Source organism: Enorma burkinafasonensis, from assembly GCF_902150035.1.
GTDB classification, from domain to species: Bacteria; Actinomycetota; Coriobacteriia; order Coriobacteriales; family Coriobacteriaceae; genus Enorma; species Enorma burkinafasonensis.
This window is the reverse complement of sequence record NZ_LR597510.1, coordinates 26,341-48,548: the sequence shown is the minus strand read 5'-3', so window position 1 is coordinate 48,548 and position 22,208 is coordinate 26,341. Positions and strand designations below refer to the sequence as shown.

Below are 22,208 nucleotides of genomic sequence, written 5' to 3'. Positions count from 1 at the left end.
GGCGGTTCATATTAGAACCGGCCCGCCCGATCGCTCGCAAGGGTCGAAGTGGCTAGCACACGCCCTGGTCCATCATGGCATGGGCGACCTTGAGGAAGCCGGCGATGTTCGCACCGTACACGTAGTTCCCCTCGTGACCGTACGCACGAGCGGTGTCGTCGACGTTGTGGAACATGTCGCGCATGAGCTTCTCGAGCTTGCCGTCGACCTCCTCGAACGTCCACGTGAGGTGCTCGGCGTTCTGGCTCATCTCGAGTCCCGAGACCAGCACGCCGCCGGCATTGGCAGCCTTGCCGGGCATGAACGCGACGCCGTGGTCCAGAAGATAGGTCGTCGCCTCCAAGGTCGTGGGCATGTTGGCGCCCTCGCCGACGACCTTGCAGCCGTTCGCGACGAGCGTCTTGGCGTCGTCGAGCGTAAGCGTGTTCTCGCGGGCGCACGGCAGGGCGATATCGCAGGGCAGCTGCCAGACGCCGCGGCCGTCGCCCTCATGCCATACGGCGCCGGGACGCTCGTCGATGTACATAGCGAGGCTCACACCCTGGTCGTGACCGGAGCGCTTCTTGTCGTAGATGTGCTCGAGCACCTTGTAGTCGATACCGTCCTGGTCCTCGATCCAGCCCTTGGTGTCGGAAGCCGAGATCACGGTGCCGCCGAGCTGGGCGACCTTCTGGACCGCGTAGATGGCGACGTTGCCGGAACCGTGCACGACGACCTTCTTGCCCTCGAAGGAATCGCCCTTGCTCTTGAGGTACTCGTCGACGAAGTAGACGAGACCGTACCCCGTGGCCTCGGTGCGGGCGAGCGAGCCGCCGAACGAGAGGCCCTTGCCGGTGAGCACGCCGCTCCACTCGTTGCGGAGGCGCTTGTACTGGCCGAACATGAAGCCGATCTCGCGTCCGCCCACGCCCAGGTCGCCGGCAGGGACGTCGGTGTTGGGGCCGATATGGCGGCTGAGCTCGGTCATGAACGACTGGCAGAACGCCATGACCTCGCGGTTGGACTTGCCCTTGGGATCGAAATCCGATCCGCCCTTGCCGCCGCCCATGGGCAGCGTGGTAAGGGAGTTCTTGAAGATCTGCTCGAAGCCGAGGAACTTGAGCATGCCGAGGGTAACGGTTGGGTTGAAGCGCAGGCCGCCCTTGTAGGGACCGAGCGCGGAGTTGAACTCGACACGGTAGCCGCGGTTGACCTGCACCTTGCCGGCGTCGTCGATCCACGGGACGCGGAACATGACCACGCGTTCCGGTTCGACGAGGCGCTCGAGAAGCGAGACCTCCTCGAACTCGGGGTGGACTGCGACGGCGGGCTCGATGGTCTCGAGGACCTCGGTCGCGGCCTGTAGGAACTCCGGCTGGTCGGCGTAGCGCTCGCGCAGCTCGTCGATCACACGTTGGGTATAGTTCATCGATTCCTCCTCCAATTCATGCCCGGCCGGTGGTGGCACGGCGGGCACTCTAGCCGGATAGAGTGTAGCGCGAGGCGATTCCCGCCATGGGAACGGCCGTGCTCTTGAAACGCAGATGCAACACGGTCGAAACAACGCGAAACAGAAGCGAAGCCGGAAACACGCGCCGCAGCGCAGCAAGGCGGCGACCGGGTGCGACGTCGCATGCGCGCCTTGGCGCAAAACGAAAGCAGGCCAGATGCCTTAAGCTTCTGGCCTGCGATTTTCCTGGAGCGGGCGACGGGAATCGAACCCGCGTCATCAGCTTGGAAGGCTGGGGTTCTACCATTGAACTACGCCCGCATATGGTCGGGACGACAGGATTCGAACCTGCGGCATCGTGCTCCCAAAGCACGCGCGCTACCAGACTGCGCCACGTCCCGTGCGTCCGGGGAAGCATTATACGGGTTTTGCCCGGTACGGGCAAGGCGGCGGGCACCCTCAACCGATGCCCCATCTTCCCGATGCGCACCCGAATACGAGCGCCTATGCGCCATAATGGATGCCAAGATCAGCAGGCACGGACCATGAGGACGACATGAACGATACCGGCATACCGACCGAGGAACTTGGCCGCACCCTCATCATCGCGAACCCTACGGCGCAGCTCGGGACGAGCGAGCGCGTGGCGGAGCGGCTGCAGCGCTTCCTCTCGCTCTACCACCACGACCGGGCATCGTTCGAGCTCGTGTACACCGAGCGCGCAAGGCATGCCGAGGAGCTCGCGCGCGCGGCGGCGGGCTTCGACTCGGTCATCGCGCTCGGGGGCGACGGCGTCGTGCACGAGGTGGCGAACGGCCTTATGGCCATCGACCGGGCGCGGCGCCCCGCGATGGGCGTCGTGCCCGTGGGGTCGGGCAACGACTTCGCGCGAACGCTCGGCATGAGCGATTTCACAGGAGGGAGCCTCGCGCGCTACCTCGCCTGCGAGCGCGTGCCGTTCGATGTGGGCCGGCTCTCGCTCTGGAGCGACCGCGAGGCGCGCGCCGCCGGGGAGCCGCCGAGCGCGCACGAGCACTTCGTCGAGACGTTCTCCTTCGGGCTCGACGCGGCGGTCGCCATCGGCACCTACGAGCTGCGCGAGAAGACGCACCTCACCGGCAACGCCCTCTACATGGCGAGCGGCGTCGACGTCCTCGCGCGCCGGTTCCAGCCCTACCCCGCCCAGATAGCGCTCGATGGCGGAGACGCCGAGCGCTTCCGCACCTTCATCATGGCCGTGCAGCTGGGGCCCACGTACGGCTCGGGCTTCCATATCTGCCCCGACGCCGACCCGACGGACGGCCTGTTCGACGTGTGCATCGCGAGCGGCCGCGCGACGCGCGTGACCGCGCTCGGGCTGCTGCTCCGGGCGAAGAACGGAGGGCACGTGGGATCGCGCTACATCCGCTTCGAGCGGGCGCGCCGGGTGGATATCGAGCTCGAGGGGCGCGACTACCCCATGCAGGCGGACGGCGAGCGGGTCCGTGGCCAATGCGCCTCCATCGAGCTTCTGCCCGGTGCCCTCACGGTCTTAAAACCCATCGCGCCGTAGCACGATGCACCGGCCCTCCGGCTGCATACCGGGCCTGCCTAGAGGCCGAGCCCCTCGAGCCACGCGAGAATGTCGGCGACGACGCGACCGCGTTCCGGCTCGTTCAGGATCTCGTGACGAAGTCCCGGGTAGACGATCTCTTCGACGCGATCCATGCCGAGCGCGCGGTACTGCCCGACCGCGCGGTGCACGCCGCGGCCGAAATCGCCCACCGGGTCGCCCTCTCCCGCGATGAAGAGCATCGGAAGCCCGGAGGGGATCCGTCGCGCCCGCGAGCGGTCCTGGGCCGCAGCGGCGAGCGCCGTCACCGCGGCGTAGCCCCCGACGGTGAACTCGCGCCCGCAGAGCGGGTCGCCGATATAGGCGTCCACCACGGCGGGGTCATGCGAGAGCCAGTCGAAGTCCGTGCGCGCACCCGGTATCGCGCGCCCGTAGGCGCCGACGGCGAGGCCGTGCACGAGCGGGCTGCGCGACCGCTCTCCTCGCACGCGGGCGAGGACTCGGCAGAGCAGGTTGCCCGCACGGGCGAGCGCGAGCGGCTGCTGGCCCGTGCCGCAGACGATCGCGGCGGCGACATCGGCAGCCCGCGTGAGGTACACGCGGGCGATGAAGCTGCCGAGGGAGTGACCGAAGAGGATGTAGGGCAGCCCGTCCGCGCCGCAGAGCCCCTCGGCCCGCGCGCGGGCCTCCGCGACGTCGGCGATGAGGCATTCCGCTCCCCCATCGACCGGCAGATGGCCCAGATCGCCCGCAGCCGCGGTGGCGCCGTGGCCGATCTGGTCGTGGGCGACGACGGCGAAGCCCGAGTCGGCAAGCTCGCCGGCGAAGCGCTCGTAGCGGCCGATGTGCTCGGACATCCCGTGCACAATCTGCACGAGCCCGCGCGGGCGCGCGGGCGCCCCGGAGCCGTCCGGTACCCAAAGGCGGGCGCGGACGGTCGAGGCGCCATCGGCGCTCGGGAACGCGAACGAGCGGGTGCCCACGGCGCTAGCAGTGCTCGAGGGCCTGCGCGACGTCGTCGAGGAGGTCCTGCGTGTCCTCGATGCCGCAGGACAGGCGCACCATGTCGGGCGCGATGCCGGCCGCCTCGAGCTCCGCGTCGGTCATCTGGCGGTGCGTCGCGTTCGCGGGGTGCAGCACGCAGGTGCGGGCGTCGGCCACGTGGGTGGCGATCTGCGCGACGCGCAGGTTCTTCATGAACTCCTCGGCCGCGGCGCGCCCGCCGGTAAAGCCGAAGCTCACGACGCCGCAGGTGCCGTTGGGCATGTACTTGAGCGCCAGCTCGTGCCAGGGGTCGCCCGGGAGGCCCGGGTACTTCACGAAGCGGACCTTGGGATGCCCAGAGAGGAACTCGGCCATGGCCTGGCCGTTCTTGACGTGCTGGGGCATGCGCACGTGCAGGCTCTCCAGGCCCATGTTGAGCAGAAACGCGTTCTGCGGGCTCTGGATGCAGCCGAAGTCGCGCATGAGCTGCGAGGTCGCCTTGGTGATGAAGGCACCGGCCTGCCCGAACTTCTGCGTGTAGACGACGCCGTGGTAGGTCTCGTCCGGCGTGGTGAGGCCAGGGAACTTGTCGGCGTGCGCCTCCCAGTCGAAGTTGCCGGAGTCCACGATGGCACCGCCCACGGCGGCGCCGTGGCCGTCCATGTACTTGGTGGTGGAGTGCGTCACGATGTCGGCGCCCCACTCGATGGGACGGCACATGATGGGCGTGGGGAACGTGTTGTCCACGATGAGCGGCACGCCGTGCGCGTGCGCGGCGGCGGCGAAGCGCTCGATGTCGAGCACATCGAGGGCGGGGTTGGCGATGGACTCGCCGAAGACGGCCTTCGTGTTGGGCTTAAACGCCGCCTCGAGCTCGGCGTCGGTACAGTCGGGCGCGACGAACGTGCTCTCGATGCCCATGCGCTCGAGCGTGTGGGCGAGCAGGTTGAACGTGCCGCCGTAGATCGCGGAGCTCGCCACGACGTGGTCGCCGCAGCCGGCGATGTTGAAGACGGCGAAGAAGTTCGCCGCCTGGCCGGAGCTCGTGAGCATCGCGGCCGAGCCGCCCTCGAGCTCGCAGATCTTCTGGGCGACGTAGTCGTTCGTGGGGTTCTGCAGGCGCGTGTAGAAGTAGCCGGCCTCCTCGAGGTCGAAGAGGCGCCCCATGTGCTCGGAGGTATCGTACTTCCACGTGGTGGACTGGTAGATGGGGACCTGGCGCGGCTCGCCGTCACCCGGACGGTACCCGCCTTGCACGCACGTGGTGCCGATATGCTCTTGCATGGAATCGCTCCTAACCGTGTACGGAATCGTCTCGGCGACCGGGCGCCCGCCCGGAGGCCATGTCTACCTAGGGTACCCCTTGCGCGGGGGCGCACGCCACGGACGCGTGAAGTTTTACAGAGACGCTACCGTAAGAAGCCCCGGGCCGGGTGCTATGATGCAGGCGAGAGACCGCACGGCCCTATCGCCGCGCATTCGCCGCATGCCCGTCCGTCCCTTGGGCATAACATCGAGAAGAGAGGAACCGCCATGGCAGCCTCCGACATCACCGCGCGCACCGAGGAGCTCGTCGCCCAGGCGGACGCCCTGCACCGCCGCAAGTTCAACTGCGCGCAGTCGGTCGCGTGCGCGCTCGCGCCCGAGGTCGGCGCCGATTTCGAGACCTGCTACCGCCTGGCCGAGGGGTTCGGCGGCGGCATGGGCGGCAACAACGAGACCTGCGGCGCCATCTCGGGCGCCGTGATCGCGCTCAGTCAGCTGAACAGCGGCGGCAGCGATGCCGCCGGCACCACGAAGGCCGAGACCTACCGACTCGTCGACGCGCTGGTCGAGGGGTTCCGCGTCAAGAACGGCGGCACCGTCTGCCGCGAGCTCAAGGGCATAGGCTGCGACCACGGGCCGCTCCGCAGCTGCCCCGGCTGCATCGAGGACGCCATGCGCCTCGCGATCGGGATCATCGCCGAGAGCCAGCGCTAGATCGGAGCGCTCCCACTTCGCGGCGGGAGAGCACAGGCAGCGCGCCCGCAGGCGTCCCTAGAACTCGGCGAAGCGCTCCGCGCCCCGCTCGAGCCGGGGCTTCCCGGCCATGAGCTCGGTCACGGCCGCGATGAACGCCTCCTCGTCGCCGGCGCGGAACGCGATCGAGAGCGCTACCTCGTCGGTGTAGGCGCAATCGCGCACCTTGCCGCCGGCGCGCTCGGCGAGATGCCGCACCTGCTCCAGCAGGGCGTACCCCACGCGCACCTCCACCGGGACCACGGCCGTCATCTCCACGACCATCCCCTGCTCCACCGCCCGCTCGATCGCGGCGTGCGCGGCGGCGGTATAGGCGCGCGCGAGCCCGCCGGGCCCGAGCAGCGTCCCGCCGAAATAGCGGGTCGTCACGCAGCAGACGTCTCTCAAGCCGGCGCCGCGCAGCACCTCGAGCGTGGGCATGCCGCTCGTGCGCTGCGGCTCGCCGTCGTCGCTCGCCCGCTCCCGCCCGTCGCGCAAGATCCAGGCGGGGACGTTGTGCCGTGCATCGAAGTGCCGGGCGCGGACCGCCTCGATGTGCGCGGCCGCGGCCTCCTCGTCCTCGACATGCACCAGCTGGGCGATGAAGCGGCTCTTGCGGTCGACGAACTCGCCCTGCGCCTCGCACCCGGCGCGCATCGTGAGGTAGCTCTCCATTTCACCGGCCCTTCATGCCTAGAATCGTCAATGCGACGAGGGCGGCGCCCCAAGGCACCGCCCTCAATGGTAGCAAGCCCGGCGGCAAGCGCCGCCGTGAAGCGCGTGCGGCTTAGCTGTTCTTCATCACGATCGTGTCGATGCGGTCCGCGACCTCCTCGCAGTAATCGACGCAGTACTCGAGGAACGAGTAGGTTTCGTGCCAGGTGAAGATCACGATGGGGTCGGTGCAGGCGGTGTGCAGCTCGCGCATCGCCTTCATGTAGAGGGCGTCGGCCTCCTCCTCGATGCTGTTGAGCTCGACCACGTACTTGCGGATCGACTTGGACTTGCGGAAGTGCGCGAGCTCGCCCACGAGCCGGCGCATGGCCTCGCAGCCGCGCACGACCGTCTCGACCATCTCGAGCGCGTCGGGGCGCATCTCGCGGATGTTGTCGAAGTACAGCCGATGCAGCACGCCTTCGATGCGGTCGACCACCGTGTCGAGCGACTCACTGAGCTCGCCGATGTCCTCGCGCTCGATGGGCGTCACGAACGCGGTGACGAGCGCGTCCTGGATCTCGTGCTTCTTCTCGTCGGCCGCCTGCTCGATGGCGTGCATCTCCTCGAGCGACTGCTCGAGCGTGTCGGGATCGAAATCGTGCATGATCTTCGAGAGCAGCTGGGCCGCCTGCAGCGAGTAGTCGGCGCTCGCGCAGAAGGTCTCGAAATAGAATGCGTCGTTCTTCCTAGCCACCAGATCCTCCAATGTCGTGATGTGCGAACGGGTACGCGCCGGACCGCCCGGCGCGGCAGGTCATGCGAAACGCGGTCTAGAACACCATCATGAAGAGCTTCGCCATGACGAAGCTGATGAGGCCGCAGCCCGGGAACGTGAACACCCAGGTGAGCATCATGTCGCGGACCACGCCGAAGTTGATGGCCGACAGCCGCTTCACGGCGCCGACGCCCATGATGGCGCTGGTCTTGGTGTGCGTGGTCGATACCGGGATGCCGGTGAGCGTCGAGAGCAGGATGCAGGCGGCGCCGGCGAGGTCGGCCGAGAAGCCCTGGAAGGTCTCGAGCTTGACCATGTCCATGCCCACGGACTTGATGATCTTCTCGCCGCCCACGCTCGTGCCCACGCCCATGGTCACGCTGCAGAGGAGCATGAGCCAGACGGGGATGACGGCGCTCGCGAGGTCGGGCTGGCCGTTGCAGAACGCCACGCCCAAAAGCAGGACGCCGATGAACTTCTGGCCGTCCTGCGCGCCGTGCATGAAGCTCATGGCGGCGGCGCCGAAGATCTGCGCGTACTTGAACGCCTTGTTGGTGTGCCGCCGGTCCATGCCCGCGCAGAGGATGGTGACGAGCTTGCAGATGCCCCAGCCGAGCGCGAAGCCCAGGATGAGGCTGAGCACGAGGCCGTAGAGAACCTTCACCCACTCCTCGCCGTTGACGCCGTCGAGACCACCCTGGATGGCGATGGCGGCGCCCGTGAGGCCGGCGATGAGGCTGTGACTCTCGCTCGTGGGGATGCCGAAGATCGAGGCGCCCACGCTGTAGACCACGATCGAGAAGAGCGCGGCGCACAGCGCGATGAGCGCCATCTGGGTGTCGGTGCCGAAGTCGACCATGTTGGAGATGGTCGAGGCGACCGAGGAGTTGACCATCGTCATGAGGAGCACGCCCAAAAAGTTGAAGACGGCGCTCATGATGATGGCGGGGCGCACGTTGATGCTGCGCGTGGTCACCGCCGTGGCGATGGCGTTGGGGGCGTCGGTCCAGCCGTTGACGAAGATGACACCCAAGGTGAGCAGGACAGTGATCGCCAGGATGGGGTTGGTGGCCACCTGACCGATGAACTGGGTTACCGAGACGTCCAAGATTCGTTCTCCCCGATGCGGTGCGCGCACGCGCACACGACGATACGACCACGGGCTATTTTACCGTTTCTTAACGTTAACCTGATGTTCATCTGGATATTTGCCGGCAAATCTCGGGCCGTCATGCACGGCGCGACGCCTGCGAGCTGGGATGTTTTCGAGTGCGGCCGCAAATCTTTACGCTCAGCTTACATTGCCCTGATACCCGGATGACCGGATGGGCACCGGCCGCCGACAGCATGGAGGCGAAGCGGGCCTGTAAGCCGGGTTCTGTCGGGGACGGTCATTTATCTTGGCGGACGCGTTACCGCGCCGCTCTGCGCACGCCACCCGGGTGCGGTGCGGGCCGCACCGTGGCACCCCTATTCGCGCTTGCTCCGGATGGGGTTTACCAAGCCGCCGCGTCGCCGCGACGCTGGTGGTCTCTTACACCACCGTTTCAGCTTTTCCCTTTGCGCTTCGGCGCCGAGGCGCCTCCCCGCAGGTGGGAGTCTTCTTTTCTGCGGCACTTTCCGTCGGGTCGCCCCGCCTGGCCGTTAGCCAGCATCCTGCCCTGTGGAGCCCGGACTTTCCTCACGCGGGTGAACCGGGCCGAGCCCGGAGCCCCGCGCGCGACCGTCCGGCCCGCTTCGCAGGGGGTATTGTAGCACGCGCGGCGCATCGCGCCATGCAAAAGGGCGGCCCGCCCCAGCGGACCGCCCCGGCATGCGCGTGCGTGGATCCGGTCTACGCCATGATCTTCTTGAAGAGCTCCACGACGATCGCGTGGTCGGCCTCGCGCGGGTTGCCCGGGTAGCAGGCGTCGGCGAGCGCGTCATCGGCGATCTGGTCGAGCTCGTCGGCCTTGATGGCCTCGCAGACCTTGGGGATCTCGACGTCGGCGGAGAGCTGGCGCACCGCGGCGATGGCGGCGTCGGCGGCCTCGTCGGTCGTCATGCCGGTGGTGTCGACGCCCATGGCGACGGCGACGTCGGCCAGGCGCTCGGCCACGACGGGCTTGTTGAACTCCATGGCGATGGGCAGGAGCATCGCGCAGGCCACGCCGTGCGGCGTGTCGTAGTGCGCGGAGAGGGTGTGCGCCATGGCGTGGTCGATGCCGAGGCCCACGTTGGAGAAGCCCATGCCGGCGATGTACTGGCCGAGCGCCATGCCCTCGCGACCGCTGCCGGGCTCGCCGCTCTTGGCCTCGGCGACGGCGTCGCGCAGGTGCTTGGAGATGAGCTCGATGGCCTTCAGGTGGAACATATCGGAGAGCTCCCAGGCGCCCTTGGTGGTGTAGCCCTCGATGGCGTGCGTGAGCGCGTCCATGCCGGTGGCGGCGGTGAGGCCCGCCGGCATGGTGGCCATCATGTCGGGGTCGACCACGGCGACGATCGGCATGTCGTGCGGGTCGACGCACACGAACTTGCGCATGCGCTCGACATCGGTGATGACGTAGTTGATCGTGACCTCGGCCGCGGTGCCGGCGGTGGTGGGCACGGCGATGATCGGCGTGCAGGGGTTCTTGGTGGGTGCGACGCCCTCGAGCGAGCGCACGTCCTCGAACTCGGGGTTCGCGATGATGATGCCGATGGCCTTGGAGGTGTCCATCGAGGAGCCGCCGCCGATGGCGACGATGCAGTCGGCGCCGCACGCCTTGAAGGCCTCGACGCCGTGCTGGACGTTCTCGATCGTGGGGTTGGGCTTGATGTCGGAGTAGACCTCATAGGGGATCTGGGCGGCGTCGAGCAGGTCGGTCACCTTGGCGGTGATGCCGAACTTCACCAGATCCGGGTCGGACGCCACGAAGGCCTTCTTGAAGCCGCGGGCGGCGATCTCGTTGGGGATCTCGGCGATCGCGCCGGAGCCGTGATACGAGGTCTCGTTGAGCATGAAACGCTGTGCCATCTTGTCTCCTTCCCACACCAGCGGGGCCATGGCGCAGCTCCGCATGGACAGGCGCCCACCCGGACGCCCAACTGTCTGGTTGATACCCACGCGCGCCGAATCGTATCACTCGGTCGGCGAATGCATGCGACCGGGCACCCGCCCGCACGGCGCTACAATGGAGGGAACCCGGCACCCGTTTGCCTGCGGGCGCATCCTACCGTGGATTGGAGCTGCCATGTCCTTCGCCGACCTGACCCGTTCGCGCTTCTCCTGCCGTGCCTACGAGAGCCGCGCCGTCGCCGCCGAGGCGCTCGACGCCGTGATCGAGGCGGGCCGCATCGCGCCCTCGGCCCACAACAACCACCCCACGCGCGTCATCGTCTGCGACACGCCCGAACTGCGCGCCAAGGCCGCCCGCGCCGCGCACCACTTCGACCGCGACGGCAGCGTCTTCGGGGCGCCCGTCGTGCTCATCGCCTGCGCCGTCACCGGCGACGCCTGGGTGCGCACCACCGACGGCATGAACTCCTCGCTCATCGACACCTCGATCGTCGTCGATCAGATGATGATGCAGGCGACCGAGCTCGGCCTGGGCACCTGCTGGGTGTGCATGTTTGACCCCGCCATCGTGCGCGCCGAGTTCGACCTGCCCGAGGGCGTCGAGCCCGTCTCGATGCTCACGCTCGGCTATCCGGCAGAGGAGATCGCCGCCCCCGAGAAGCGCGCCGAGCGCTGCATCCCCCGCGAGCGCTTCCTCGACCCGCGCGCCTAGCGGACCGATAGATACGGCAAGCGCCGGGCACCGGTACTTCGACCGGTGCCCGGCGCCTCATGTCCGGGGTCGGTGCCGGGCGCTCGGGGCGGCGAGAGGCTAGAGGCCCATCTCCTGCTTCAGGCGGGCGAGCTCCCCATCGACGGCCGCGGTGGAGCCGGCGTCGGCGTACTTCTTCTCGAGCTCGGCAGCCGAGTCGACCGGCTCGGCGTTGAGCTCGGTCATGGCGTTGGAGCGGTCGAGCATCTCGTCCGCCTTGGCCTCCATGCGGTCGAAGGCGCTCATGGCGGCAGCGGCGCTATCGCCGGCGGAGCTGACGGCGTTGACCTTGTCCTGCGTCTTGGCGACGGCGACCTTGGCCTTGATGGCCTCGCGGCGGCTCTTGAGCGCCTCGATGTCCGAGACGAGCTTGTCGTGCATCTGGCGCATCTTGGTCGCGTTGTCGTGCGCGGCCTGGGCGGCCTTGCCGAGGCTGTCGCCCTTGGCCTCGAGCTGCTGCTTCTTGGCGAGGAACGCGCGGGCGTCGCCCTCGTTGCCGGCCTTGAGCGCCTGGCGCGCGAGGTCGTCGTACTTGGCGATCTCGGCGTCGTTCTCGTCGACGAGGCGCTGCGCGCGGGTCTCCTCCGCCATGACGCCGGCGGTCTCCTGCTTCACCTCGGCGAGCGACTCGGTGAGGTCGCGCAGGTACTGGTCGACCATCTTGGCGGGATCCTCGGCCTTGTCCAGAAGGTCGTTGATGTTGGCCTTGATGATGTCCGCGAACCTATCGAGCATTCCCATGTCCGTACTCCTTGTCGTATCGAACCTGTTTCCTATCCGTCCGGGCGCCTCCCGGGCGCTCGTCCGGTATGTACCCGTCCGCTCCCCTACGAGAAGGGCCCCTCGTCGTCTCCAGGATCTTTCCCGTACTTGCGCTCCAGATCCTCGAGGTCCTGGTCGCCGAAGGTCTCGAGCGGCGTGTTGAGCACCTCCTGCATGCGCTCGGCCTCCCGCTCCTTCGAGGCGCGGTAGCGCTTCACGCCCAGGTACACGAGGGCCGCGACGGCCACGATCGCGGCGCACACCGCGATGTAGACCAGAGGCGAGGTCGTGACGTGCATGATGCGCTCGCCCGTGCTCTCGAAGGCGTCGGCGAAGACCTCTTCCTCGGTGTCGGCCTCCTGGTAGTACCGGTCGAGGTAGTCCGCGAGGATGCCGATGGCCTCGTCGTCCATAACGGTCTTGGCCTGGCTGCCCACCGCGTACCCGCAGTTGAACGAACCGTGGTTATCATCGCAGAACACGAGCAGGAAGTGAGCCTCGTCGTCGAAGAGCTCATCGTATAGTTGATTCGCCATCTGGCCCAACGCACTCACCGAGGTCTCGGCACCGTTAGGCAGGATGTAGACGTACGGCGCCACGCCGGTCTCATCCTGGAAGGCGCGCAGGCCGCGCTCGAGCGTGGCGGAGTCATAGATCCAGGAGCCGTCGGCGTCGGTGTAGTAGCCCGCGTCGTCGCTCGCGGCGCCTGCCGGCAGCGCCTCGCGCTCGACCGTAGATGAAGGAGCCGACAGAGATTCTGCCGAGCACGACATCGCGCCGCTCAGCAACGAGAACAGCATCGAAAGGACAATCAGCATCACAATGATGCCCAGGCACCCGCCGAATGAGCAACCACTTCCTTGCGGCGAAGGACCCGCTGGGCCTCCCCCGCCGCCGCGCGAACCGCGCCCTATGCCGTAGCCGACCATGAAAGGCCAGAAGCCGCCGCCCGTATGGTAACCCCGCGGAGGCGGCCCCATCGGCCGCGGGCCGCGCCCGAAGCCGCCGAACCCGCCCGAGCGGCCACCGCTCCTGCCGCGGCCACCGCCGCCGGAGAAGCCGCCGAACGAGCGCCCGCCGCCCGAGAAGCCGCCGCCGAAGCCCCCGCCAGAGCGCCCGCCACCAGATCTACCCATGAGACGTCCTTTCGATCGAGATCGCGTCGGTATTACTCCCGTCCATTATGCCCGCTCGCGCGCGGGCGCGGCGCGGCGGGAGCGATTTGTTCGCCAGACGTTGACGGGCAGGCGGCCGCCGCGGGCGCGGCGGCGCGCCCAAGCCCCGGCCGTGCCGGCGCATCCAACGGAAACGGCCCCGGGGTCACCGGGGCCGTAGCATGCCTATGCGGTCGGTCGCGAACGAGCCTAGTCGAGGTCGTCCACGCCGAAGTTGTCGAGCGGCGCGAAGGGATCGGCCACGGGGACCGGCTCCGGGGCGGGCTCGGCCACGGGCGCGGGCGCCGGCGCCGGGACGGCGGGCGCGGGCTCGTAGCTCGCGGCGGCGGAGCCGACGGGCGTGGAGCTCAGCAAGTCGGAGGGGAACGAGTTCTGCGCGTCGTCCATGAAGTGCTGCAGGAGCTTCAGGTACTCGGCCTTGAACTCCTCGCGGGAGGCCTTGAGGCGGTCGATCTCCTTGAGCTCCTCCTGCTTCTCCTGGAGGGCCTGGCGGATGACGTCGCGCGCCTTGGCGTCGGCCTCGCTGGAGATGTGCTCGGCGTTCTGCTGCGCCTCGGCGACGATCGCCTCGGCGGTCTGCTGGGCGGCGATGAGGGCAGCCGAGATCTGGCGCTCGGAGGCGGAGGTGGAGGGCTGCTGCGGCGCGGCGATGGCCGCGGCGGGGCCGGCGGCGAGCTGGGCCTGCGCGTCGGCGAGCTGCTGCTGGGTCGCTGTGAGGCGGTTCTTCAGGTCGACGATCTTGGCGAGCATGGCGTCGACCTCGGACGCGAGCTGCTCGAGGAAGACGTCGACCTCGGCGGGATCGTAGCCGCGCTTGGCCTCGGAAAACGTCTGGGCCTGGATATCAGCAGGTGTAATGGCCATGGGAACTCCTTCGTTCACGTGTCAATGGGCGCATACCGCCCCTTGCCGCTTATCTACAAGATTATACCGATAACGAACCTCGACACGAGATTCAACGCAATTATTGCAATTACCGGCGAGAAGTCGAGCCCGCCCATAGGGGGGATGAGTCGCCTGAAGAGCCCGAGGAACGGCTCGCACAGCTGCTGCAGGACCATGCCGATGTCGTAGACGAGGCTCCCCTCGCGGATGGGGAACCAGGACATGAGGATGTAGGCGAGGATGAGCATCTCGTAGAAGTTGACGAGCGTGCTCAAGACCTCGGCGAGCTGGTAGGGTGTGATGGTGATCAGCGCTCCTTCGGGGCTACTTGAGGTAGCCGTCGTCGCGTAGCTTTACCAGGTCGGACTGCTTGACCTCGCAGCCGGCGGGCAGGACCATGAACACGCGGTCGCCCACCTCCTTGACCGAGGCGCCGAGCCCGCAGGCGAACCCGTAGCTGAAGTCGAGCACGCGCTTGGCGATCTCGGTGCGCACGCCCACGAAGACGAGCGCCACGGGCTGCTTGGTGCGCACGCGGCGCACGACGGTCTCGACGTCGTCGTAGCTCTCGGGGCGCAGCACGTAGGCGGGCAGCTGGGGCGTGGACGAGAGGATCGAGGACGCATGCTGCTCCACCGCGGGCGCGGGGGCCGTGCGTGTCTGGGCAGCGTGCTCGCGCACCGATGCCGCGAACGTGGACGGCGTGTCGTAGGCGCCGGGACGGTAGGCGTCCTGGCTGCGCGCCGGCGGGTTGTACGTGGCGCCGTGGCGGTCGGCGTCGCCCACGAGCTGGCCCGAGCGCGTGTAGACCGCGACGGACTCGGCCTCGCCGCGGCGCGTCTGGCCGAGCACGCCGTTGGACGGGTCGGCCTGCGAGCGGTACGTGGGCTCGGAGACGCTGCCGTCGCCCGCGCCGTAGGCGGAATCGGCCACCTGGTAGTCGTCCTGGTAGCCGTCGTCGTAGTACTCGTCGTAGCCGTCGCCCTCGTCATAGCCGTCCTGGGCGTAGTCGTCCTGGTTCTGGCCGAAGGGAAGCCTGCTTTTGATGTCGTCTAGGAAGCTCACGTTCTCAACCTCTCTGCATGCCGCGGTTCGTGACGGTCGCAGGTCGTTGTTGCCCCGACCTGCCTATTCTAGCGTAAAGGCGGGGTTGAAGACCACCCTGCCCAGGCGGATGAGGGTCGACCCCTCGAGGATCGCCTCCTCGAAGTCCTCGCTCATGCCGCAGGAGAGCTCCGCGAGGTCGAGCGCGGGGCAGGCGGCCGCGAGCTCGTCGCGAAGCTCGCGCAGGCCCTCGAACGTGGACCGCGCGATATCCTTATCCCCCTGCGGGGCCATGGTCATAAGCCCGCGGATGGCGATTCCACGAAGCTCACCCAACTCCGGAAGCACACGGCGCAGCTCGGCGGGGTCGAAGCCCGACTTGGAGGCCTCGCCGGAGACGTTGACCTCCAGGAGCACCGGCTGGGGCGCGGTGAGGCTCCCCTCCTCCATGCGGCGCTCCGCCCGCGAGGAGACCGCCTCCGCGAGGTGCGCCGAGCTGATGGAGTGGATGCACGCCGCGCGGCCGAGCACCGCGTTGATCTTGTTCTTCTGGAGGTTCCCGATCATGTCGAAGCGCACCGGCTCGAACCCGGGCACGAGCGCGAGGCCCTCGAGCTTGCGGGCGAGCTCCTGCGGCCGGTTCTCGCCGAAGAGCCTATACCCCGCCTCGATGGCGGCGAGCACCTGCACGACGTCGACGGTCTTGGAGACCGCCATGACCTTGACCTCGCCGGGGGCGCGGCCGCAGGCGGCCAGCGCGGCGTCGACGCGCTCCATGATCTCCGCGCGCCGGCGGCTGATCGCCTCGAGATATTCGTCCATGAGCGCCTTCCTTCACGTAGCGACGCCTCCATACTAGCGCAGGCGACACGTGCGCGGCCCGCGACCGCAAAGCCTCACGCAAGGTTTACGATACGGCCGGCCTGCCGCGGCGTGCGGGGCGCCGGGCCTACGCGCGCAGCACGGCGATGGCCCCATGGCGCCCGCAGGTGCCGCCCTCGCCGCGGTACGAGTAGAAGCGGTCCGTGCCCGAGAGCGTCGAGAGCCCCGTGTCGCAGATGCGCTCCGCCGCAAGCCCCGCCGCCTCGAGCGACTGCCGGATGGCCGCCGCCAGGTCGAGCAGGCGCGAGCCCGGGCGCACCGAGGCAGGGTAGCGCTCGCCGAAGCGCTCGATGAGCTCGGGCGAGACCTCGTACTCGTCCCCGAGGATGTGCGGGCCTATGAAGGCGTCCATGCCGGCGGGGTCGCAGCCGAGCTCGGAGGCGAGCAGGCGCGCCGCCTTGCCCGCGATGCCGGCGTACGTGCCCTTCCAGCCGGAGTGCGCCACGGCGAACCCGCCCTCGGCGACGACGATGACCGGCACGCAGTCGGCGAAGCACAGAAGCACGGGGACGCCCGGGGCGCGGCACACGATCGCGTCGGCGCCCTCGGCGGCCTCGGCGCGCACGCGCTCGAGCTCCGCGTCGTCGCCCGTGCGCACAATGGCCACATGGTCGCCGTGCACCTGGTTGGGCACGATGAGGCACCCCGCGAGGCCCTCGGCGCCGAGCGCGGCGAGCGCGCGGCGGCGGTTCTCCCCCACCGCCTCGGGGTCGTCGCCCACATGCGCGCCGAGGTTCAGCGAGGTAAAGGGCGCCACCGAGACGCCGCCTGTGCGCTCGGTGAAGCCGAAGGCCACCGGCCCCTCGAGGCTTCCGACGAGGGCGACCCCGTCATGTTCGATGCGCGTGAGCTCCATGGTGCGGTCCTTTCTCACGGCGCCTGCGCGACGCCGTCTGGTGCGGCCGGTGAGCGGGCCGCCTCGGGTGGATATGAGCAGGCGCCCCGGGAACCGAGGCGCCTGGCAGACGATCCGTTGGTGATGGGCCCCGGCCCTTAGAAGTTGCCGCGCTTCAGGAAGTCGGGCAGCTCGAACTGGTCGTTGCCGAAGTTGGGGACCTCGGTGCCGCCGATGGTGCGCGTCGAGGGAGCGCTCTGGGCGGGCGCGGCGTGGGCGCCGGCCGGCTCGCGCTCGGCACGGGAGCTCGCGGGCGTGAAGAGCTCGTCCTGGCGGTTGACGTTGCGGTCGGTGAAGCCGGTGGCGATGACGGTGATGCGCACCTGGTCGCCAAGGGACTCGTCCACAACGGTACCGAAGATGATGTTGGCCTCGGAGTCGACGGCGTTCGCGACGAGGTCGGCGGCGTCGTTGATCTCCTGGATGCCGAGGTCCTTGGAGCCGGCGATGGAGAGCAGGACGCGGGTCGCGCCGTCGATGGAGCTCTCGAGCAGGCGGCTCGAGATGGCCTGCTGGGCGGCGTCCACGGCGCGGTTGTCGCCGGAGGCGGTGCCGATGCCCATCATGGCCGTGCCGGCCTGCTTCATGATGGTCTTCACGTCGGCGAAGTCGAGGTTGATGATGCCGGGCACGGTGATGAGGTCCGTGATGCCCTGGGTGCCCTGCGAGAGCACGCCGTCGGCCGTGGCGAAGGCCTCGAGCATGGTGGTCTTTTTCTCGGCGATATCGAGCAGCTTGTCGTTGGGGATGACGATCATGGTGTCGACGCAGTCGGCGAGCGTGCGGATGCCCTCCTCGGCGCTGGCCTTGCGCTTGCGGCCCTCGAAGGTGAAGGGCTTGGTGACGACGGCGACCGTGAGCGCGCCGATGTCGTTCATGGCGATGTCGGCCACGATGGGAGCGGCGCCCGTGCCCGTGCCGCCGCCCTCGCCCGCGGTGATGAACACCATGTCGGCGCCGGCGAGCGCCTCCTGGATGTCGTCGCGGCTCTCGTCGGCCGCCTTGCGGCCGATCTCGGGGTTGGCGCCGGCGCCGAGGCCGCGAGTGAGGTCGGTGCCGATGTGCACCTTGATGTCCGCATCCGAGATCGCGAGTGCCTGGGCGTCGGTGTTGATGGCGACGAACTCGACGCCGCGGATGCCCTCCTCGATCATGCGGTTGACCGCGTTGGTTCCGCCGCCGCCCACGCCGACTACCTTGATAACGGCGAGGTAATTGCTGATCTCGTTCTCGTGCATGTCGGTCCTCCGAAATCGGGCTGCGGATCTGGTCCTAACTTTAACCTTCAAGTTTACATTAAACGTCGAGGTAAACCGGCATATGTTTGCACAAAACGCGCTTTGAAGTCAACCGACGCGGCCCAAAATGTGGATTTCGCAGGAGATACGCAGGTCAGGGCATCAACCGTTCACCGGTCAGGTCTAGTCGCTCTGCGCCTGCCTGAAGGTGTAGTGGTCAGGCGTGCTCACGTTGATGTAGACCACGCCCTGCTCCTGCTCGAGCAGGCGGGTTATGATGCGCTCCTTCGTGGCGATGTCGACCGGCTCGCCGAGCGAGACCTCAATGCCCGATTTCAGGATGGCCGAGATCGCCTCGACCGACTCGAGCGACAGCTCGCGCACCTCGGAGCGGAAGGAGGCCGTAAAGCCGTTCACGTACTCGAGGCCCGCGAGGAGCACCTCCGAGGTGACCTCGGCGCCCGAGGACGGCTCGATGTCGGCGGCGACATCCGTGAAGAGCACGACCCCGTCCTGCTGGGCGAGCGCGACGGCGGCATCCATGCCCGTGAGGAGCTGGCTCCCCTCCGGCACCGCGACCGCCGGCGCCTGCTGGACGGCGTCAGCCGCCTCCCCGTCGCCGGCATCGTCCGCGGCGTCCGCATCGTCGCCCGACGCCGCGCCGCCCTCATCGGAGGTATCGGAAGCCGCGGCGGCAGATCCGCCGTCGGACGGCTCCCCCGCCCCGTCATCTGCCACAGCGGCATCGCCGTCCGCCGCATCGTCCGCGGCGGCGTCCTGCGCATCGGCCGATGCCGGCGTCCCCGCGTCCGCAGGCGCGAGCGCGGAGGCGGGCGCGACGTTGCCCTCGGCATCGACCGTGACGGAGAGCGAGATCGGCGCGATCCATGTCCCCTCGGCGCTGATGCTCCACGCGACGTCGCTCGAGGCGATGAACGCGATGGCGACGACCTCGTGCTCGCGGGGCGTCACCACGAGGGTATGCGGGAACCGGCGCTCCACGTCCGCGCCGGCGATCCAGGGGTTCTGCCCGAGCGACTCCTCGATGGCGCCCACGTCGACGTTCATGAGGGTCGAGCCCTGGGGCACGTCGACCAGCTGCTCGGCCGCCTCCTGCGTGACGTGCTCGCTGCCGTTCACGACCACGTCCGTGATCGCGAAGAGCGGCGAGTTGGCCACCACGATGCCGAGCACGCCGAGCGCGAGGACGGCCGCGAGGGCGATGCCGATGAAGCGCCCCGGCAGCGCGGGAAGCTTGGGCAGCGGGATGTGCGGGAGGGCCGGGAGCGCGAACCCCTTCCCGCCGGATACCGTCCTCTTGGACGGCGGCGTGGAGAGGACGCGCTTGGTGCCGGGGCCGGCCGGGCGCCTGCCGCCCGCGGGCTTGCCGGCGGGACGGCGCACGGTGGGGGCGGCGCCCTTGCCGGCGGGCGCGGCGCCCTTGGCCTGGACGCGGGCCTTCGGGGCCTGCGGCTTAGGCGAGGCGGACTTGGCTGCGGGGGCCGAAAGCGAGGTCTTGCGCGGGCGGGCGGCCTTGGCCTTGCCCGTCCCGCCCAGAAGCGAGCCGCCGCGGGCGGCGCCGGCCGCTGCCGGGGCCTTCCTGGCGGGAGCCTTCTTCTTGGCGGGTGCCGCGCCCGGGCGCGCCGCCTTCTTGGGGCGCGGGCCCTGGGCGGGGCGCGACGAGGAGGCGCCGGCGCGGCGGAAGGTCGGTTTGGAGGCGCTAGAAGCCGAGGAACTTGACTTCCGGTTGAAGCTCGACGCCATACTCCTCCTGAACCTTCTCGTAGACGTGCCTGATGACCGCGGCGACGTCGGATGCCGTCGCGGTTCCCGTGTTCACGATAAAGTTACCGTGGACGGGCGATACCTCGGCCCCGCCGACCGAAAAACCCTTCAATCCACAGTCCTCGACCATCTTCCCTACACTTCCCTCGGGCGGGTTGCGGAAGACCGAGCCGCAGCTCGCGACGCCGATCGGCTGCGTGCGGCGGCGCCGGGAGAGGTAGCGCTCCATCTTGGTGCGGATGTCGAGCTTCGCGGCGGGCTCGAGCTCGAGCGTGGCCTCCAGCACGATCTCGTCGCGCGGGAGCGTGCAGGTACGGTAGCCCCAGACGATGTCGCCGGCGCCGTAGTGGCGAAAACCCGCGCCCGGCTTGAAGGTGACGACCTCCTTCACGACCGAGCCGATCCACTCGGTGCGCGTGCCGGCGTCCATGGAGACCGCGCCGCCCACGGTGCCGGGGATCCCCACGGCGAACTCCAGCCCTGAGAGGCCCTTCGCGTAGGCCTCGTTCACGAGTCGCATGAGCACCACGCCCGCGCCCACCGTGAGCGTGCGGCCATCGTCGGCGAGCACCGTACGGCCGAACTCGTTGCCGAGCGTGATGACCGCGCCGCGGTAGCCCTCGTCGGCGACGAGCAGGTTCGACCCGCGGCCGATGACGACCCAGGGGACCCGCTCGCGCGCGAGCACGTCGACGGTGCGGCGCAGCGCGTGGTAGCTGTGGCAGGTCACGAACAGGTCGGCGGGGCCGCCGATGCGGTAGGTGGTGTGGCGCGCGAGGCGCTCGTGCTCGGAGACGTCGGTGTCGACGGCCCCGGAGAGCGCCATGACCGCGTTGAAGAGGCCCATGAGACCCTTACGCCTCTCGCTGGGAGAGGTACTCGATGAACTCGGGCCCCACGGCGGTCACGTCGCCGGCGCCCATGGTGATGAACAGGTCGCCCGGCTTCACCACCTCGGCGAGCACCTCGGGAAGCTTCATGCGGTCGCCCACGTAGACGACCTCCTTGCCCGGGTGCCGCTCGCGCACCAGGTCGGCGAGCATGCGGCTCGTGACGCCCGGGATGGGCATCTCGCCCGCGGAGAACACGTCGATGAGCACGAGGCGGTCCGCCTCGGCGAAGGCGTCGGCGAAGTCGTCGGCGAAGGCTTGGAGGCGCGAGTAGCGATGCGGCTGGAATACCACGCCCACGCTCGGGTAGCCGAGGCGCGCGGCGGCGGCGAGCGTCGCCTTGATCTCGGTGGGATGGTGCCCGTAGTCGTCCACGACGGTGATCCCGTCGATGTCGCCCACGTGCGTGAAGCGGCGGCGCACCCCGGCGAAGCCCGAGAGCGCCTCGGCCGCGGCGGCGGTGTCGAGGTCGAGCACCCAGGCCACGGTAAGCGACGCGGTGGCGTTCAGGAGGTTATGGAGGCCCGGGTTGGCCTTGATGGTTACGTGGCGCTCGCTTCCGTCGGGGAAGCGCACGGTGCAGCCGCCGGCGAGGCCCTCGGTGCGCTCGTCGGGGATGCAGCGCACGTCGGCGTCCGCGGCGGTGCCGTAGGTGACCACGCGCCGGCCGGTGCCTCGCGCGAGCTCGGCGAGATGCGGGCTCTCGGCGCAGGCGATGACGGTGCCCTCCTCGCCGACGAGGCCCATGAACTCGGCGAAGGTGCGCTCGATCTCGTCGAGCGAGTCGTAGTGGTCGAGGTGGTCGGCCTCGATGTTGGTCACCACGACCACGTCGGGGTCGAGGTAGAGGAACGACTTGTCGGACTCGTCGGCCTCGCAGACGAAGTGCGGGCCCTGCCCGTTGCGGCCGTTGGTGTCGTAGCCCTCGACGATGCCGCCGATGAGGAAGCTCGGGTCGAGGCCCATGCGGTCGAGCATCGTGGCGCACATGGAGGACGTCGTGGTCTTGCCGTGCGTGCCGGCGATGGCGACGGTGGTGTAGCCGTGGCCGAGCTCGGAGAGCATCTTGGCGCGCGGCCAGACGGGGATCTTGAGCTCGCGGGCGCGCATGAGCTCCGGGTTGGTCTCGGGGATAGCGGTCGAGACCACCACCACGTCCGGGCGCACCTCGTCTATGGTCGCCGCGTCGTGCCCGATGTGGATGTCCACGCCGGCGCGGATGAGCTGGCGGATGTAGCGGGACTTCTTGAGGTCGGAGCCGCTCACCGCGTAGCCGCGCTCATGCAGCACGAGCGCGATGCCGCTCATGCCGGCACCTCCCACGCCGATAAAATGCACACGCATCGAGTCGGGCGCGTTCAGGGTCGCTGAGGTCTGTCCCATAAGTGAGTGCTCCTTTATCAGGGGATAGGGACCGCGCGGCGGTCCCCCTTGTCAAACGTATCAGTTTACTTCAAATCGGCGCGCTT

Annotated in this window: 21 protein-coding genes, 2 tRNA genes and 1 other RNA gene; 3 read left to right on the top strand and 21 right to left on the bottom strand. The window is 68.8% G+C overall.

The annotated features are described in order from the left end of the window. Positions 1-52: 52 nt before the first annotated feature. The 3 genes from gdhA to FS885_RS07000 form a co-directional block, all read right to left on the bottom strand. Positions 53-1,408: an NADP-specific glutamate dehydrogenase gene (gdhA, locus tag FS885_RS07010; protein ID WP_144744348.1), complete on the bottom strand. Its 1,356-nt coding sequence runs from the start codon at positions 1,406-1,408 to the stop codon at positions 53-55. A 268-nt stretch (positions 1,409-1,676) separates the two neighbouring features. Further along, positions 1,677-1,750 (bottom strand) — tRNA-Gly (locus FS885_RS07005). Positions 1,751-1,753: 3 nt separating this feature from the next. Beyond that, positions 1,754-1,830 (bottom strand) — tRNA-Pro (locus tag FS885_RS07000). A gap of 155 nt (positions 1,831-1,985) precedes the next feature. Here FS885_RS07000 and FS885_RS06995 point away from each other — a divergent pair. Further along, on the top strand, positions 1,986-2,981 hold the full coding sequence (locus FS885_RS06995) for a diacylglycerol/lipid kinase family protein (protein ID WP_144744347.1): 996 nt from the start codon (positions 1,986-1,988) through the stop codon (positions 2,979-2,981). Positions 2,982-3,019: 38 nt separating this feature from the next. Here FS885_RS06995 and FS885_RS06990 read toward each other — a convergent pair whose 3' ends face one another. Both FS885_RS06990 and FS885_RS06985 read right to left on the bottom strand, forming a co-directional pair. Beyond that, complete coding sequence (locus FS885_RS06990; protein WP_144744346.1) at positions 3,020-3,964, bottom strand: alpha/beta fold hydrolase; 945 nt, start codon at positions 3,962-3,964, stop codon at positions 3,020-3,022. Positions 3,965-3,968: 4 nt separating this feature from the next. Then, positions 3,969-5,249 carry an O-acetylhomoserine aminocarboxypropyltransferase/cysteine synthase family protein gene (locus FS885_RS06985; RefSeq protein WP_144744345.1) on the bottom strand — a complete coding sequence of 427 codons (1,281 nt, stop codon included), beginning with the start codon at positions 5,247-5,249 and terminating at the stop codon, positions 3,969-3,971. A 249-nt stretch (positions 5,250-5,498) separates the two neighbouring features. Here FS885_RS06985 and FS885_RS06980 point away from each other — a divergent pair, with 249 nt between their 5' ends. Continuing rightward, complete coding sequence (locus FS885_RS06980; protein WP_144744344.1) at positions 5,499-5,945, top strand: C-GCAxxG-C-C family protein; 447 nt, start codon at positions 5,499-5,501, stop codon at positions 5,943-5,945. A 57-nt stretch (positions 5,946-6,002) separates the two neighbouring features. Here FS885_RS06980 and FS885_RS06975 read toward each other — a convergent pair whose 3' ends face one another. The 5 genes from FS885_RS06975 to fucO all read right to left on the bottom strand — a co-directional run bounded on the left by FS885_RS06975 (position 6,003) and on the right by fucO (position 10,390). Next, on the bottom strand, positions 6,003-6,638 hold the full coding sequence (locus FS885_RS06975) for an IMPACT family protein (protein ID WP_144744343.1): 636 nt from the start codon (positions 6,636-6,638) through the stop codon (positions 6,003-6,005). A 112-nt stretch (positions 6,639-6,750) separates the two neighbouring features. Beyond that, the gene (locus FS885_RS06970; RefSeq protein ID WP_144744342.1) at positions 6,751-7,374 is read right to left on the bottom strand and encodes a DUF47 domain-containing protein; all 624 of its coding nucleotides are present in this window, start codon (positions 7,372-7,374) and stop codon (positions 6,751-6,753) included. 76 nt (positions 7,375-7,450) lie between these two features. Continuing rightward, complete coding sequence (locus tag FS885_RS06965; protein WP_144744341.1) at positions 7,451-8,503, bottom strand: inorganic phosphate transporter; 1,053 nt, start codon at positions 8,501-8,503, stop codon at positions 7,451-7,453. A gap of 243 nt (positions 8,504-8,746) precedes the next feature. Then, an RNA gene (rnpB, locus tag FS885_RS06960) (RNase P RNA component class A) lies at positions 8,747-9,134 on the bottom strand. Positions 9,135-9,229: 95 nt separating this feature from the next. After that, positions 9,230-10,390 (bottom strand): lactaldehyde reductase, encoded by a 1,161-nt coding sequence (fucO, locus tag FS885_RS06955; RefSeq protein ID WP_144744340.1) that lies wholly within the window; start codon positions 10,388-10,390, stop codon positions 9,230-9,232. Positions 10,391-10,607: 217 nt separating this feature from the next. Between fucO and FS885_RS06950 the strand changes: the two genes are divergently transcribed. Beyond that, a complete protein-coding gene (locus tag FS885_RS06950; RefSeq protein WP_144744339.1) occupies positions 10,608-11,144 on the top strand; it encodes a nitroreductase family protein in 537 nt (178 codons plus the stop codon). Between the two features lie 99 nt (positions 11,145-11,243). On the opposite strand, the gene FS885_RS06945 is transcribed toward FS885_RS06950, so the two are convergent. From FS885_RS06945 to murC, 11 genes are all read right to left on the bottom strand, one after another. Further along, positions 11,244-11,924, bottom strand: coding sequence for a PspA/IM30 family protein (locus FS885_RS06945; protein WP_144744338.1), 681 nt, complete (start codon positions 11,922-11,924; stop codon positions 11,244-11,246). A gap of 86 nt (positions 11,925-12,010) precedes the next feature. Continuing rightward, positions 12,011-12,745, bottom strand: coding sequence for an alkaline phosphatase family protein (locus tag FS885_RS09935; RefSeq protein WP_186365810.1), 735 nt, complete (start codon positions 12,743-12,745; stop codon positions 12,011-12,013). Between the two features lie 564 nt (positions 12,746-13,309). Next, complete coding sequence (locus FS885_RS06935) at positions 13,310-13,984, bottom strand: DivIVA domain-containing protein (protein ID WP_144744337.1); 675 nt, start codon at positions 13,982-13,984, stop codon at positions 13,310-13,312. A gap of 53 nt (positions 13,985-14,037) precedes the next feature. Further along, the gene (locus tag FS885_RS06930; protein ID WP_281281392.1) at positions 14,038-14,280 is read right to left on the bottom strand and encodes a YggT family protein; all 243 of its coding nucleotides are present in this window, start codon (positions 14,278-14,280) and stop codon (positions 14,038-14,040) included. Between the two features lie 49 nt (positions 14,281-14,329). Next, a complete protein-coding gene (gene sepF / locus FS885_RS06925; protein ID WP_144744335.1) occupies positions 14,330-15,070 on the bottom strand; it encodes a cell division protein SepF in 741 nt (246 codons plus the stop codon). Between the two features lie 63 nt (positions 15,071-15,133). Continuing rightward, positions 15,134-15,871 carry a YggS family pyridoxal phosphate-dependent enzyme gene (locus tag FS885_RS06920; RefSeq protein WP_144744334.1) on the bottom strand — a complete coding sequence of 246 codons (738 nt, stop codon included), beginning with the start codon at positions 15,869-15,871 and terminating at the stop codon, positions 15,134-15,136. A gap of 127 nt (positions 15,872-15,998) precedes the next feature. Then, on the bottom strand, positions 15,999-16,787 hold the full coding sequence (locus FS885_RS06915; RefSeq protein WP_144744333.1) for a purine nucleoside phosphorylase YfiH/LACC1 family protein: 789 nt from the start codon (positions 16,785-16,787) through the stop codon (positions 15,999-16,001). A 137-nt stretch (positions 16,788-16,924) separates the two neighbouring features. Next, the gene (gene ftsZ / locus FS885_RS06910; RefSeq protein WP_144744332.1) at positions 16,925-18,064 is read right to left on the bottom strand and encodes a cell division protein FtsZ; all 1,140 of its coding nucleotides are present in this window, start codon (positions 18,062-18,064) and stop codon (positions 16,925-16,927) included. A gap of 183 nt (positions 18,065-18,247) precedes the next feature. Continuing rightward, positions 18,248-19,828, bottom strand: coding sequence for an FtsQ-type POTRA domain-containing protein (locus FS885_RS06905; RefSeq protein ID WP_144744331.1), 1,581 nt, complete (start codon positions 19,826-19,828; stop codon positions 18,248-18,250). Next, positions 19,785-20,696 (bottom strand): UDP-N-acetylmuramate dehydrogenase, encoded by a 912-nt coding sequence (gene murB / locus FS885_RS06900; RefSeq protein ID WP_144744330.1) that lies wholly within the window; start codon positions 20,694-20,696, stop codon positions 19,785-19,787. Before murB ends, FS885_RS06905 begins: the two co-directional genes overlap by 44 nt. Positions 20,697-20,703: 7 nt before the next feature. After that, positions 20,704-22,122: a UDP-N-acetylmuramate--L-alanine ligase gene (gene murC / locus FS885_RS06895; RefSeq protein WP_186365809.1), complete on the bottom strand. Its 1,419-nt coding sequence runs from the start codon at positions 22,120-22,122 to the stop codon at positions 20,704-20,706. Positions 22,123-22,208: the final 86 nt, after the last annotated feature.

Excerpts from the sequence above, each read along its gene's own strand:
- FS885_RS09935 (WP_186365810.1), bottom strand. The coding sequence starts at position 12,745 with ATGCTGTTCTCGTTGCTGAGCGGCGCGATGTCGTGCTCGGCAGAATCT.
- FS885_RS06905 (WP_144744331.1), bottom strand. The coding sequence starts at position 19,828 with ATGGCGTCGAGCTTCAACCGGAAGTCAAGTTCCTCGGCTTCTAGCGCC.
- FS885_RS06975 (WP_144744343.1), bottom strand. The coding sequence starts at position 6,638 with ATGGAGAGCTACCTCACGATGCGCGCCGGGTGCGAGGCGCAGGGCGAG.
- FS885_RS06985 (WP_144744345.1), bottom strand. The coding sequence starts at position 5,249 with ATGCAAGAGCATATCGGCACCACGTGCGTGCAAGGCGGGTACCGTCCG.
- FS885_RS06950 (WP_144744339.1), top strand. The coding sequence starts at position 10,608 with ATGTCCTTCGCCGACCTGACCCGTTCGCGCTTCTCCTGCCGTGCCTAC.
- FS885_RS06920 (WP_144744334.1), bottom strand. The coding sequence starts at position 15,871 with ATGGACGAATATCTCGAGGCGATCAGCCGCCGGCGCGCGGAGATCATG.
- FS885_RS06935 (WP_144744337.1), bottom strand. The coding sequence starts at position 13,984 with ATGGCCATTACACCTGCTGATATCCAGGCCCAGACGTTTTCCGAGGCC.
- fucO (WP_144744340.1), bottom strand. The coding sequence starts at position 10,390 with ATGGCACAGCGTTTCATGCTCAACGAGACCTCGTATCACGGCTCCGGC.
- murC (WP_186365809.1), bottom strand. The coding sequence starts at position 22,122 with ATGGGACAGACCTCAGCGACCCTGAACGCGCCCGACTCGATGCGTGTG.
- FS885_RS06980 (WP_144744344.1), top strand. The coding sequence starts at position 5,499 with ATGGCAGCCTCCGACATCACCGCGCGCACCGAGGAGCTCGTCGCCCAG.
- ftsZ (WP_144744332.1), bottom strand. The coding sequence starts at position 18,064 with ATGCACGAGAACGAGATCAGCAATTACCTCGCCGTTATCAAGGTAGTC.
- gdhA (WP_144744348.1), bottom strand. The coding sequence starts at position 1,408 with ATGAACTATACCCAACGTGTGATCGACGAGCTGCGCGAGCGCTACGCC.
- FS885_RS06915 (WP_144744333.1), bottom strand. The coding sequence starts at position 16,787 with ATGGAGCTCACGCGCATCGAACATGACGGGGTCGCCCTCGTCGGAAGC.
- FS885_RS06945 (WP_144744338.1), bottom strand. The coding sequence starts at position 11,924 with ATGGGAATGCTCGATAGGTTCGCGGACATCATCAAGGCCAACATCAAC.
- FS885_RS06995 (WP_144744347.1), top strand. The coding sequence starts at position 1,986 with ATGAACGATACCGGCATACCGACCGAGGAACTTGGCCGCACCCTCATC.
- murB (WP_144744330.1), bottom strand. The coding sequence starts at position 20,696 with ATGGGCCTCTTCAACGCGGTCATGGCGCTCTCCGGGGCCGTCGACACC.